Origin of the sequence: Marivirga lumbricoides, assembly GCF_014636295.1 — a bacterium.
Lineage (GTDB): Bacteria > Bacteroidota > Bacteroidia > Cytophagales > Cyclobacteriaceae > Marivirga > Marivirga lumbricoides.
Genome location: NZ_BMEC01000003.1, coordinates 236,651 through 250,722, shown reverse-complemented (window position 1 = coordinate 250,722; position 14,072 = coordinate 236,651). Strand labels below are relative to the sequence as shown.

Genomic DNA, 14,072 nt, shown 5'->3' with positions numbered 1-14,072 from the left:
ATGACAAGAAAGATATCAAATGTGAAGGTATTATCTGTAGCTTTTATTTTGTGTTTTGCTGCTCTTCAAAATGCATATGCACAAAAACCTAAAGAAGAGGATAATGCCTGTGTACTTAATTTGGAGCGAGCAAACGAAATGTACAGGGAAGGTAAAATCGACCTCATTATAGATCAGTTGCTTCCCTGTCTTAATGGAACACGACTAAACAAAGAAAATAAGGTAAGGGCCTATCGCCTTTTAGTAATCACTCAGCTATATTTTAATGAAAGAGATGCAGCTGCCGATTATATGGTGGAATTATTAAAACTTGAGCCCGAATATGAAATTAATGAAAACCTCGACCCCACTGAATTTATTCAGCTTTATAACAGGTTTCGAACTTATCCTATTCTGCTGGTTGGCTTGCATGCAGGAGGTAATTACTCTTTTCCTACGGTGCACAGGAATTTCAGCCTGGATAATACAAGTACCTCTTTAGGCTCCTACACTCCTGAAATGGGGTACTCTGTAGGCATCTCATTAGAAATACCCTTTTTTAATAAATGGTCGGTACTCACAAATATAAATTACCTGTATAATAAATTTGAATACGATAAAAAGCAATACAATTATTCAGAAGTAATCTATCTTGAAGAGCAATCATGGATGGAAATACCTGTTGAAATAAAATACTACATCAATGAAGGAGATTTCAGGCTTTATGCCCAGGCCGGTGCATCGGTTCAATATTTATTAGATGCCAGTGCCTCCATTACACGTTTGGATAGCCTCAATGAAGAATTGGGGAATCAAACTGTTGCCGGCCCATCCGTGAACATGAAAGATCACAGAATGCCTTTCAACCTCTCTGCCAAAGGAGCAATAGGCTTTACCTGGAAAGGAGTAATAGGAAACGGATATTTACTGGGAAGTATCAGCTATACCTATGGGCTCAACGATGTAAATAACCCTAAAGAAAGATATAGTAATTCGGAATTACTATATGATTACAATTATGTAGATAACGATTTCTCCATGAATAATTTGAGTATAAAAGTAGGTTATGCCTTGCCTATATATAAACCAAAATTGATGGATAGAAATAAAAGAAAAAAACAGAAATAACTAATTTCCCATGCGTAACTTTACTTATACACTATCCCTTTTATTAGGAACTTTCTTTTTTCTTTCCTCCTGCGAGTTTGATGAACCTGAAATAGGTGAGCCTGCGAAGCAATATCAAAAATTTATAGGAGGAGCTTTTAATGAAACTCTTGCGAAATCTATTGTTTTAGAAGATGGAAGCATCCTAATATTAGCTTCAAAAGCTAATGGGACAGCAAATGTTTCAGATTATTACCTGGCTAAGGCTGACAACTTTGGAAACCTGCTATGGGAAAAACAATATGGAGGAAATTTTGACGACAGACCTAAAGACATGATTCTTCTTGAAGATGGGAGTTTAATGATTCTCGGTTACATGACTGGCTCAGATGGCGACAAAGATTTTGTGCTATTAAAGACAAATAGCGAGGGAGATCTGCTTGATAGCCTTTCTTTCGGTGAGCCCAATAGAATAGAGGAAGGCAATAAAATTGTTCAGTTGGCAAGTGGGAATGGCTTTGTAATGGGTGGAACAATTAAGATTAATAACCAGGTGGATGATAACCTTTTTTATAAAATCACCAATGAAGGTGAAATTACCTGGAGTTTAAACTACGGTAACCTTATTGCTCCTGGTGATGTAATCGGAATTGCGGAACTAAATAATGAAAAAATACTTTGGGTAGGCAATTCCAATCTTCAATCCTCCTCTGATAGCGATATATTAATTAGTGTAATAAATAAACTCGGACTAAGTCAGGTAATTAATTACTATGGAGAAAACAACTCGACAAATGAGGTGGCTAATTCTCTAATCCAGTACGGAACACAGTGGCTAATCGCAGGAAGCACAGTAAGTAGTGATCAAAATGCTACCAATGCCCTTGTAGTAGATTTCTCTTATAATGATGACATAATCATCAACCAAACGCTGATAAATGAAAAGGAGGAGAACCTTCAATTAAATGACCTGGCCATCTCTCCTGACGGAAGATTAATGGTAACCGGCAGCCTGGAGAGTTCACCTGATAATTATGATATTTATTTATCAAAATGGGAGTTAAATGGTAGTGCTATTTGGGAGAAAACTTATGGCGGGGCTTCAAATGACGAGGCTATCAATATTGCTGTAGGAAATAATCAGATTACATTAACAGGATCGGCTACCGTTGCAACTAACCAATCTCTTACTATATTAAGAACAGATTTAGAGGGAGAACTCACGGAATAAATCAATGTGCTTCATACATCAGCAACTTAAGGGGGCTTTTTCTTATTAAGGCGGTGGTTAAACCAGATTTAGCTCAGTTACCTTATTAATGAGTTCAATTGAATTTTTAACATCTAATTTCTGCATCAAATTGGCGCGGTGTGTATCAACAGTACGGTTACTTATAAATAAATCTTCTGCTATTTGCACGCTGGAGTAGCCTTTCATAATTAGCTTTACAATTTCCATTTCCCGTTTGGTAATGGTTACTTTTTGCTGTGTCAGGTTTTTTTTCTTTTGCTTAAGGCTGTTTATGTAATTACTTACCATCACCTCTCTTACTTCTTTACTATAAAAATTCTGGCCAGTCATTACCTTCCTCACTCCTTCTATCAATTCCTTCTTATCCGCTCCCTTGTGAATGTAGCCGTGTACTCCTGTTTCCATGCAGGTATTAATATACTTTTCATCCAGGTACATACTCAGCATGATTATTTTAGGTATGGGTTTGTGTTGTAGGATTTCAGTGGCTGCTTCAATTCCATTTTTCTCTGGCATTGATATATCCAAAAGCACCAGATGAGGCTTTAATTCAGCGTTTAATTCAACTGCTTCCAGTCCATTTTTCGCCTCTCCTATCACTTTAAAATCAGCTTCTGATTCAAGAAACATTTTAATACCATCTCTTACCAGATGGTGATCGTCCGCTAGCAAAATTTTAAGCATAATTCTTAAGCTCGTTTAAATGAATGATAATGCTGGTTCCAAAGTTTTTATCCGAATGAAATTCTATCTCCCCCCGCATGGCACTTACTCTATCCGTTATATTGATGAGCCCATGAGATTCTTTTTCCAAATTTTTCTTTAATTTAACAAAATCAAAACCGATTCCATCGTCTTCAATGCTAATCCTCACTTTTTCTTCTTCTTTATAAATCTGTAACGAAATTTTTTTTGCCTGAGAATGTTTTAAACTATTATTGAATGCCTCTTGCACAATACGATAAATATGAATCTTATAATCATCCAATTCTCTCTGTTGCAGGTTTGAGTTGAAGTCAATCTGAATTCCCGTTCCTTCAAAATCTTCACACAAAGAATTTAGGCAGGATTGCAAATCGAAATGCCTGAGTTTTGAAGGCATTAAATCATTAGATATTTTCCTTGTTTCCTCAATGGTTTGATCAATTAAACTCAGCATACTTGTAAAATTTGCTTCATTATCATTAAGGTTGCGCGCCTTCATCTTAATAACATTCAACATTTGCCCCAGGCCATCATGTAATTCCCTGCTCACCCTCGCCCTTTCATTTTCAACCCCTTCTAACTGGGCATTTAATTTTTGTTGGCGCTTTATTTTAGACGCTTTCATTTTGCTTAATCGCTCCCTTGCGTCTGAAAACATAATTAAGTACTGTTCTTCCTCAGTTTTGAAAAAATTAGCTTTTGTTATATATATATTATTTACTGGATATTGTCTACCCCCATAATTAATGTAAATAATTTTTTGCGAAGCCAGCTCTTCTGTATCAGTCTTGATAAGACTTTGAAAACTAATGGTTTCATCAGTTAATGATGATAATTTTATATCCTCCCCAAATACAAAGCCTGTGAGCACATCTGTGGGTATGTTCAATAAATTTCCTAAAAACCTGTTGAGATATTTTATTTTATACTGCTGATCAAGCACTAAAACCGCACTTTTAATTTTACTTAAAATCGAAGATAAAAGCTCCTCACTCTGCTGGCGGGACACCTCATATTTATGCTTAAAAAGTGTAAGTTCAACATTGGCCAGTAGCTCAGTCTCTGAAAAGGGCTTGGTAATAAAACTATAAGGGAAAGTAATTTTAGCCCGATGGATAGTAGATTTGTCATTAGTAGCTGTTAAATAGATAACAGGAATGTTTTTGATTTTATTAACCTCTATAGAAGTCTCAATACCATCGTACATACCTTCCAGCATTACGTCCATCAATATAATACCCGGTGTATTTTCTTTTACATATTCGATTGCTTCAGCACCGGAACTTAAAATTGGAGCCACTTCATAGTTAGCTTTTTCCAGCACGCTTTTAAGATGTATCCCAATAATAGGGTCATCTTCTACAATCAAAATCTTGTTTGAGGGCATCTTTGGTTGATTTTATGGTAATTATAGTGTTTCTAATATTGTCAATTTCCTACAAAAACCCTAATAAATTTCTCAATCTCTATTTTATTAAACAAATCAAAATACTTAAAAAAAATCATTAAAACCTCAATATCATTAAAACTAGGTATTATTACCTACTCATAAATCTGTAAAATATACTATTAAAAATACGGAATTTCATGGATTGACTCTGCTACCTATCCGAACTTACCTTTACTAAAAATTAAAATCATAAAACTATGGTAAAAGCAGCCACTAAATTAGAAGAAAATTTAACTTCTAAACCCAACGGAAAAGCAAACGATGAAACTCAGGATTTGCAAAATTATTTAACTGCTATTAACAATGCTTTTATTTCTATAGAATTTGATGCTACAGGAAATATACTGAAAGCAAATAAGCAGTTTTTACAAGCAACGGGTTATACTCTTAAGGAAATACAGGGAAAGCACCACCGGATTTTTGTTTCGGATGAATACGCCAAAAGTTCGGATTATAAGAAATTCTGGCATGCTCTGCACTCAGGAGAAGCCCAAAGCGGTGAATTTTTACGGTACAATAAAGCCGGAGATCAAGTTTGGTTACAAGCTTCATACACAGCAGTAAGCAATGAAAAAGGAGAAGTAACTAAAGTTGTGAAATATGCACTTGACATTACTGAGAAGAAACTAATAGAAATTTCAGGAAATGAAGCTAAAAACAAGCTAGAGAAATCCATGAAAGAGCAAGTCGAGATTATTGAGGTTATTCGTGCGATGGCTTTGGGAGATCTTACTCAGCGAGTGCAAAGTAATTCAGAAGTTGCTGGTGAAGTAAATAGTGCGCTTGACAACCTTAATGAAGTATTAAACAAAATAAACTCTGGTGCTGAGTACGTATCTAAATCATCGGACAGCTTGCTAACACGAAGCGAAAGTATTAAAAACAGCTCTAATGAAGTGGCTTCTGCTATTTCTCAAATGGCAAAAGGAGCCCAGGATCAGGCACTAAGAACTGATGAGTCGTCCAAGCTGGTAGAAGAAGTGATGAAATCATCTCTTAACATGCAACAAAAAGCTGATATCATTAATAAAACTGCTGAAGCAGGTCAAAAACGATCAGAAGAAGGTCTTAAAATTATAAAGAACCTGGTAGTAAATATGGCTGGCATTAATACTTCTGCAGAAAAAACTTCTCAATCAATCACTATCCTTACTGGTAGAGCAGAAGAAATTGCCAGAACACTTAATGTAATTACTGACATTGCTTCTCAAACCAACCTACTGGCACTAAACGCTGCCATTGAAGCCGCTCGTGCCGGAGACGCAGGCAGGGGCTTTGCTGTAGTGGCAGAGGAAATCAGAAAGTTAGCTGAGGACTCAAGAAAATCAGCAGTGGATATTGAAAAAATTATCAGCGATGTTCAGAAAGACACTGTGTCTGCCGGAAAAGCTATAGAAAGTATGCAGTCCAGCGTAAATGACGGTGGCGTAGCTACCAGAGATGCAGAAGAAATTTTTGAGGAAATTGCCAGTTCAAGTGAAGTTACCTTCAGACATTCCAAAGAAATTCAGGATACTACCAACAACCAAAAAGAGGCTATAGAAGCTGTCGTTAAAAATATAGAACAAATTGTAGTAGTAGCAGAGGAAACAGCTGCAGGCACGCAACAAATTGCCAGTTCTTCTCAGGAGCTAAACGCAGGTATGGTAGAAATAAGCCAGTCAAGCAATATGCTTAGAGAAATTGCTGATGACTTGAAAGGAAGCATTAAGAAATTCACTTTAGTTTAAGCCTTAGTCAGATGGAAAAAGTGAAAGAAGCAAACACTAGAGCCGAAGACACCCGGAAATTTCAACTGGTGGTCATTCGGTTAGGCGATGAAGAATATGGCCTCCACATTGATCAGATTAAAGAAGTGGTATTAACCCCAAACATTACCAGATTACCACAAACTCCTAATTATGTTAAAGGAGTGGCCAATGTGAGAGGAAACATTATTGCTATTGTGGACCTGGAAGAAAAATTCGGCTTACAGCAACTAATAGAAAATCAGCAGAAAAAGGATAATTACACGCTGGTAATTGAAAGTGAAGAAATGAAAATGGGAGTGCTTGTTAAAGAAGTGCCTAATACCCTCAGTGTTACTATGTCACAAATTGAAGAAGCAGGTAATATTGTTCAGGATGGGCAATCAGATCAGTCCTATATAAAAGGGATTGTTAAGCTGGATGACAGGCTTGTGATTATGATTGACATCTTCAAAACACTGAGCGAAAATGAAATTTCAGGCATCTTTAAAATGAATAAACAAAATGCAGCAGTCTGAATTTGCCCTCAACCTGGGCGACTATGTAGTAACAAAACAAAGAGCACATATAGCTTGCTATGGATTGGGTTCATGCGTAGGTCTTTTCCTGTTTGACAGAGTAAATAAGATTTCTGCTGCTGCTCATATAGTACTGTCAGACGACCTGGAAAAACACACTACATTAAATGCTAAAACAGCTTTTGAAAAACTCCTGGAGGAAATTGAAAAAATAGGTGGCAGCAAAAATACATTAAGAGCAAAATTAGTAGGAGGTGCCAATCTTTTCAATTCAGGATTTAACACAGGTAAAAAAAACACAGATACCCTACTAAAACTTCTGAGAGATAATAAAATCTATTTAGCAGCTAAAGATGTGGGGGGCTGTAAAAGCAGAACTGCAAAATTCAATACAATAAACGGAGAACTATCGGTCTCTTCTCAAAATCAGATTTACGCAATTTAAAAATAACCAAGATGGGAAAAAAAGTATTAATAGTAGACGACTCTCTTTACATGCGCACCTTAATTAAAGACGCATTAGAAGAAGGAGGATATGAAATCGTAGGACAGGCTGCCAACGGAGAGGAAGCCATTGATCTGGCATTTGAATTACAACCGGACATCATCACTTTAGACAATATACTTCCTGACATGATAGGTACCGATATATTGAAAGTTTATAAAGATGAAGGTCTATTGTCAAAAGTATTTATGATCAGTGCTGTAGGGCAGGAATCCGTAATACAGGAAGGTATGAAACTAGGCGCGGAAGATTATATTGTTAAGCCATTTACCTCAGAACAATTAGTACAGGCGTTATCCAAAGTGTAAGGTAAAATGAATTTAAAAAAGCGCATTTCCGTATTGATTGTTGAAGATTCAGCCCTGATGCGAATCCTACTTTCAGATATTTTAAAAGCAGATTCTCAAATAGAACTTGTGGGAGCTGCTAAAAATGGACGGGAAGGTGTAGAAAAAGCTGTTTTGCTTCATCCTGATGTTATCATTTCTGATATGTTAATGCCTGAATATGATGGCCTTTACCTGGTTACCCAAATGATGAAGGAAATGCCAATTCCTATTATCCTGCTAAGTGCGCTTAGTAAAGAAAATGAATTAATTTTTGATGCCCTTGAAAAAGGAGCTTTTGATTTTCTCGATAAACCAAAAGAGGATCTTACTCAATCAATTAAGGCAAAGAATTATCCATTAATTGATTTGGTTAAAGTTGCGGCAAAATCATCAGTGAAGGCTATTCATGTGAAAGAAAACAAACATGAACACTCTTTCCAGGGCCCACTCAATTATTCTGCTATTGTAGTAGGCGCTTCCACAGGAGGGCCAGGTGCAATTGAAAACCTTATAAAGCAATTACCAAGTAACCTTGCTTTACCTGTTATTATTGCTCAACATATGCCGGAAAGCTTCATCGAATCTTTTGCCAAAAGACTTGATTCTTTAACACTACTGAAAGTCTCAGTAGCCAAATCAGGAGAAGAGATACTACCGGGAAGAATATACCTGGCTCCCGGGCATGCTAACCTTCAACTCAGGAAAAATCCGCATGGAGGAGTAATTACATATTTTACTAATAAAAAGTTTACAGAATTCAACAACCCCTCTATAGACTGCCTAATGCACTCAGCAGCAAAAGTGTATGGCAGCAAAATGATTGGTGTAGTACTTACCGGTATGGGAAAAGATGGTACACAAGGTTTACTTGAAATTAAAAAAGAAGGAGGGCTAACACTAGCGCAGGATGAAGCAACTTCAGTTGTTTTTGGAATGCCAAAGTATGCTTTTGATACTGGCGCAGCGCAAAATTTAGTACCTATAGATCAAATGGGGGGATATTTGGTCAGCTGTTTATAAAGATTGTAAGTTATGAGCAACAAAGAAAACGAATATAAGGAACTCTTCATTTCTGAAGCTTCTTCTTCTGTAGAAGAGCTAAATAATTTAATGACACGTCTTGAAAAATCTCCCGCTGAGGTAAAGACAATCGATAATATTTTCAGAATAACTCATACTTTAAAAGGCAATGCTGCCGGAATGGGGTTTGAAAAAATTTCCAAATTTGCGCATGCTCTTGAAGACGTATTTACTGAAATAAAGAAAGGAAGCTTGCTACTTGATAGTGAGATTTTTACAGTACTATTCAAATCTATAGACATTCTGACTGAATTAATAGATTCCATCAACTCAACTGATGCCAATGTAAAATATAGAGGCATTCAGAAAAAACTGGAGGTATTGGTTGAAAATCTACGTAAAAAAGAAAGCGCTGCTTCTCAAACTCTAAAGACCACGTATACACGCAAATCCTCAACAACAAAAAAAACTAAAGTTGCTGGTGAAAATCCTTCGGAATTACAGGAAACTATAGACAAAAAAAATAAAACAGACCTCAAGGATACTGGTAATGCCATAACAGAAGTTCAAGATGTTGCAGAAGTTGTAGTCACTGAGGAAACAGACACCAAAAAAATTACTTTTTCAGATGTTGTTCAGGTACCTGTAAAAAAACTGGACAACCTGCTGAATCTTGTAGGGGAGTTGATTATTGAAAGGGACAGATTGATTACACAGCATGAAAATAATGTGTCTAGAAATGAATTTAACAGGCTAAAAAGAGTCACATCGGACCTTCAGTATTCTGTTATGGATGTACGTCTCGTTCAGGTGGGCTTTCTATTTAATAAATTTCATAGAGTAGTGAGGGATGCAGCTACCTCCGAAGGAAAAAAAGTAGATTTAATTATTGAAGGTAGCGATACCGAAATCGATAGAAATATCTTACAAATCATTTCAGATTCTTTAATACACTTAATTAGAAATGCCATTGGCCATGGTATTGAGGACTCTAAAGTTCGACAATCAGCAAAAAAGTCAGAATCAGGTACATTAACCCTTTCCGCACGCAATGAAAGTGAAGGAGTGGTCATTGATATAAAGGACGATGGAAAAGGTATTGATATAGCCAGAATACGGGAAAAAGTTATTCAAAAGGGTTGGGTAGATGCCAATGCCGCTAAAAATATGTCTGAAGATGAGATCATTTCATTCATTTTCGAACCTGGTTTCTCCACTAACGAAGTAGTAAACAGCATCTCAGGACGGGGTGTAGGGATGGATGTAGTTAAAAAAGCTGCTGACTCAGTAGGTGGAAATATCAAAGTAACCACTGAGGCAGGAAAAGGTACTACTTTCACCCTTATTTTACCTTCATCCATGGCTGTAAAAGCTACTTTACTTTTTGAAGTGGGCCACACACAATATGCTATTCCATTGGCTTATACAGATGCAGTTATTTCTGTACATAAGAGTAAGATACTTAAAATGCAAAACAGGTTAATGGTTTCACATCTTGATAAAACCATAGAAACGCTATTCCTGAAAGAACTCTTCTTTAAAGGAGAAGAAAATGTAAGAGAAAAAGCAATTCAGTCTGATGAGAAATGGCAGATAATAATTATCCATTACAATGGTAAAAAGCTCGGCCTCATTGTAGATAAACTACTCCAACAGAAAGAAATAGTAGAAAAACCCCTGAAGAAGCCTGTAGACTTTGTGAAATTTATAAGCGGTGTAACCATTTTAGGCAATGGTAATGTTTGCCTGGTATTAAACGTGCCCCAAATCATTCAAAAACTATTTAACTACTCTCTAAATGTAAATGCTACGGCTGTAGCTTAATTTTTTAACGATCATGGACAAAAACATAAAAGCATTTACAGCCGACATATTTAAAAAAGGCTTCGAAAAATCATCTAAATCTTTCTCAAACCTTTCAGGAGAAAAAGTAGGGATTAAAAAATTTGAGCTTTCGTTGGGAAAAGCTAATGACCTGATGGAGAAAATATTCAAAAATAAAAATCTATACGTACTTATTACTGACGTTATAGGGGAAGCTAAGGGTAAAAGTTATCTGGTTCTAAACCATAATGATGCTGAAGAAATAACAGGCATGCTGATCAGGAAAATGAAGAACATTGAAAACAATGATTTCTACAAAGAAGCTATACTTAAAGAAGTGGACAATGTATTGGCCGCATCAGTAATCACAGAATTATCTAATGAGCTGGATTTAAAGATTTTTGGAGATGTACCTAAATTCATTAAACCTGAAGAAGCCAATCAGGAATGGCTCAGGAGCGAATTGGAGTTAATGAATGGCACCATCGCAATTTATTCTTCCGCTAACTTCTTTTTTGAAGCAAATCTCAAAATATCTCCTTCCTTCATCTGGATTTTAGATTCTGATTTTAATAAAGCAATCAACCAAAAAAGTAAAGAATATGCCACTTGAAAAATACCACCGCCTTTTATTTACTGCTTTTACAGGGCTGCTCATTTCTATTTCTGCAATTGTTATTATATGTTTTACTAAAGAGGCTGTCGGGATCTACAGAATTGTTTTCTACTCCATTGCATTTTTCTTTTTAGTACTCACCTGGATTTTTTACCTAAAAGAAAGAAAAGCAATACAGGAAGCAAGCGAGGCCGCATCTGATCTTTCCATAGAGCATATTAAAAGGTTGTCGGAATCCAGAAATAAATGGACAAGTGCTTTTTACAGTAATATTTATCGTAATAACAACAAGATTGAAAAAGCTACACAGTTAATCAACTCCTTAGCCAAAAATGAAACCATAGAGGTAGATGACAAAGACGAAGACCAACTTTCAACTGCTATAGTTAACCTCCAACAGCAATTAGTAGCTTTCAGAAGTGCTGAAGAAAGAAGAACATGGCAGGCGCAAGGTCTGGCCCGGTTTGCTGAATTATTGAGAACAAATAACCAAAATATGAAAGATTTTGGCTTTAAAATTATCAGCGAAGTCATTAAATATATCGAAGCAAGCCAGGGGGCTATGTTTTTGGTAGATAAAGAACAAGATGAAGAGCATTTACAAATGATTGGGTGTTACGCTTATGAAAGACGAAAAGCTACCAGTTTGCGCGTAGAAAAAGGAGAAGGTTTACTGGGCCAATGTTTACAGGAAAAAGATATCATTTATATTACAGATGTCCCTGAGAAATATGTAAAAATCCAATCAGGACTAGGGATGGCTCTGCCAAGACACATCATAATTATACCTTTAATAAATGATGAAAAAATGGTTGGAGCGCTGGAAATAGCGAGTTTTCATATTTTAGAACAGTATAAGATTGAATTCCTGAAAGATGTAGCTAAAAACATAGCTGCATCTATCTCAGTGCTTCAGGTAAATGAAAACACCCAAAAACTATTGGATGATTCGCAACATTTGGCCTCAGAATTACAATCAAGTGAGGAAGAAATGCGCCAAAGCATGGAAGAGCTAGAGGCTATTCAGGAAGAAATGGCACGTAACCAAATGGAATTAAACAGTGTGTTTTCTGCCATTGACAATACCTGGTTAAAAGCAGAATTTAATATTTCAGGTGACCTTATAAGTGCTAATAATAAAATGATTGAGTTTACAGGTTGGACAGCCTCTGAGCTTAAAGTAAAAACACATCAATCTATTTGTACAGACCCTTCCAAACATCAGGAGATCTGGGAACATTTGAAGCTTGGTAAAAGTATACAGATAAATTACCCTATCACAAACGCACAAAATGAAGAGCTTTGGCTAGGAGCCTCCTATTCACCGGTTGTAAATAATGCTGGCAATTTATCTAAGGTGCTTCTATTAGGCGAAAATATTACCCAGGAAAAACTTTTGGAGAAAGAAAACGAAAAAAACCAGGCAGAACTTATGAATCATATGGAGGCAATTAATAAAACAATTGCTTCTCTTGAATTTGACAAGACTGGTATAATCACCCATGCAAATGACATTTACTTAAGCATTACAGGCTTCACTTTAAAAGATATTGAAGGAAAATCATATTTTGACCTTTTACCTGAAAAAGACAGAGAAAAGCCACAATACCAATTAATGTGGGAAAGCCTGAAAGAAGGAAAATTTTTCTCAGGTGAATTTAAGCAAACTGACTGTAGTGGACATGAAATGTGGTTATCAGGAACGTTAAACCCTATATATGGCAGTGATAAAAACTTAAAGAAGGTAATGCTTTTGGCACAATTTACCACCAAATCAAAGCAGAAACTGAATGAACTAAGTGGTTCAGTAACCGCAATGAAAGGTGTAATTCCTATACTCGAATTAAATAAAGACTTCACCCTGAAGAATGCCAACCCTCTATTTTTTGAAGCCACAGGCTATAGTCGTATGAGTCTTAAAAATGTAGATTATAAAAGTAACTTTAAGCTCGGAAATGAATGGACCCTGGAAGGAGTTTTGGCTGAATTGGAAAGCGGAAAAAAAATTGAAACTGAAATACAGTTCAGAACTAATGAGGGTGAATGGACTAGCTCGGTAGTAAGTATTGCAGGAGTACAAAATCTTGACCTGGAATTGGATAAGATCATTTTTCTCTTCGTGGGTATGATTCAAAACTCCTTAAACCTAAAAAATGCAAACTGATTTAGAGAATGGCTTTTTGGTAGAGATTTCTGACGCTGAAATGCGATCAATACAAGATGCCATACTAAAAAGGTATGATGTTGACTTTCATAATTATGAGCCAAAGTCATTCAAGAGAAGGCTACTACGAATCTACAGAAAGTTTAATTTCACTTCCAGCTTTGACTTATGGTCTCGCACATTAAAGGATAAAGATTTTATCCATGAATTTATCAATGAAGTTTCTGTGGGGCTAACCGCGCTCTTTCGAGATCCTGAATTCTGGCAGACATTGCAAGAATTGATTAAAAAGGAAATTATTTATCAAAAAGAAATTCACATCTGGCACGCTGGCTGTTCTTCGGGAGAAGAAATATATACCGCAGGCATTATTTGGGAAGAATTAAAAATCACTCACAAGGTGAAGAGTCTGGCAACTGATATTTCTTCTAATGCTTTAAATGCAGCCAAAAGTGGTGCAATAGTAAAAGCAAAAGCACCAGAATATCAGCGTAATTTTCTTCAGTTTAATCCTAAAGGAAATTTCGATCAGTATTTTACTGAAGATGCTAAAAACCTGTATGTAAAAAAAGAATACTTCTCCTATGTAAACTTCGTGAATTCCAATTTGATAATGGATGAGTTAGCCTATATGGATACAGATAAATATGATATTGTATTTTGCAGAAACGTATTAATCTATTTTAACAGCCAAGCAAAAACAATTGTAATAGATAAAATTTTTAAAGCGTTAAAACCTGGAGGCTTCCTTATAGTTGGTTTTCTGGACTCCCTGGTTAGCTACCTGGATGAAGATAGATTTGAATATTACAATATGAACCAGCGGATTTTCAGAAAAAAGATATAAAAAAGGTT

General features: G+C 36.0%; 13 protein-coding genes. 11 read left to right on the top strand and 2 right to left on the bottom strand.

The annotated features are described in order from the left end of the window. Complete coding sequence (locus IEV85_RS05950; protein ID WP_188461203.1) at positions 1-1,107, top strand: porin family protein; 1,107 nt, start codon at positions 1-3, stop codon at positions 1,105-1,107. A gap of 10 nt (positions 1,108-1,117) precedes the next feature. Continuing rightward, a complete protein-coding gene (locus IEV85_RS05945) occupies positions 1,118-2,317 on the top strand; it encodes a hypothetical protein (protein WP_188461201.1) in 1,200 nt (399 codons plus the stop codon). 57 nt (positions 2,318-2,374) lie between these two features. Here IEV85_RS05945 and IEV85_RS05940 read toward each other — a convergent pair whose 3' ends face one another. Together IEV85_RS05940 and IEV85_RS05935 are read right to left on the bottom strand one after the other, a co-directional pair. Beyond that, positions 2,375-3,022, bottom strand: coding sequence for a response regulator transcription factor (locus tag IEV85_RS05940; RefSeq protein ID WP_188461199.1), 648 nt, complete (start codon positions 3,020-3,022; stop codon positions 2,375-2,377). Beyond that, positions 3,015-4,430, bottom strand: coding sequence for a response regulator (locus IEV85_RS05935; RefSeq protein ID WP_188461197.1), 1,416 nt, complete (start codon positions 4,428-4,430; stop codon positions 3,015-3,017). The genes IEV85_RS05940 and IEV85_RS05935 overlap by 8 nt, the downstream gene beginning before the upstream one ends. 260 nt (positions 4,431-4,690) lie before the next feature. Here IEV85_RS05935 and IEV85_RS05930 point away from each other — a divergent pair, with 260 nt between their 5' ends. From IEV85_RS05930 to IEV85_RS05890, 9 genes are read left to right on the top strand one after another with little or no spacing between them, the layout of a single operon-like run. Next, on the top strand, positions 4,691-6,223 hold the full coding sequence (locus IEV85_RS05930; RefSeq protein WP_188461195.1) for a methyl-accepting chemotaxis protein: 1,533 nt from the start codon (positions 4,691-4,693) through the stop codon (positions 6,221-6,223). Between the two features lie 11 nt (positions 6,224-6,234). Beyond that, positions 6,235-6,759 (top strand): chemotaxis protein CheW, encoded by a 525-nt coding sequence (locus tag IEV85_RS05925; protein ID WP_188461194.1) that lies wholly within the window; start codon positions 6,235-6,237, stop codon positions 6,757-6,759. Continuing rightward, on the top strand, positions 6,746-7,204 hold the full coding sequence (locus IEV85_RS05920) for a chemotaxis protein CheD (RefSeq protein ID WP_188461193.1): 459 nt from the start codon (positions 6,746-6,748) through the stop codon (positions 7,202-7,204). Before IEV85_RS05925 ends, IEV85_RS05920 begins: the two co-directional genes overlap by 14 nt. Positions 7,205-7,215: 11 nt before the next feature. Beyond that, positions 7,216-7,572 (top strand): response regulator, encoded by a 357-nt coding sequence (locus tag IEV85_RS05915; RefSeq protein WP_188461191.1) that lies wholly within the window; start codon positions 7,216-7,218, stop codon positions 7,570-7,572. Positions 7,573-7,578: 6 nt separating this feature from the next. Then, positions 7,579-8,613, top strand: coding sequence for a chemotaxis-specific protein-glutamate methyltransferase CheB (gene cheB, locus IEV85_RS05910; RefSeq protein ID WP_188461188.1), 1,035 nt, complete (start codon positions 7,579-7,581; stop codon positions 8,611-8,613). A gap of 12 nt (positions 8,614-8,625) precedes the next feature. Then, positions 8,626-10,437, top strand: a complete 1,812-nt coding sequence (locus IEV85_RS05905) for a chemotaxis protein CheA (RefSeq protein WP_188461185.1) — start codon at positions 8,626-8,628, stop codon at positions 10,435-10,437. Between the two features lie 13 nt (positions 10,438-10,450). Further along, complete coding sequence (locus IEV85_RS05900; RefSeq protein WP_188461183.1) at positions 10,451-11,050, top strand: hypothetical protein; 600 nt, start codon at positions 10,451-10,453, stop codon at positions 11,048-11,050. Further along, positions 11,040-13,217 (top strand): PAS domain-containing protein, encoded by a 2,178-nt coding sequence (locus tag IEV85_RS05895; protein ID WP_188461180.1) that lies wholly within the window; start codon positions 11,040-11,042, stop codon positions 13,215-13,217. Before IEV85_RS05900 ends, IEV85_RS05895 begins: the two co-directional genes overlap by 11 nt. Next, positions 13,207-14,064 carry a CheR family methyltransferase gene (locus IEV85_RS05890; RefSeq protein WP_188461177.1) on the top strand — a complete coding sequence of 286 codons (858 nt, stop codon included), beginning with the start codon at positions 13,207-13,209 and terminating at the stop codon, positions 14,062-14,064. The genes IEV85_RS05895 and IEV85_RS05890 overlap by 11 nt, the downstream gene beginning before the upstream one ends. Positions 14,065-14,072 lie beyond the last annotated feature (8 nt).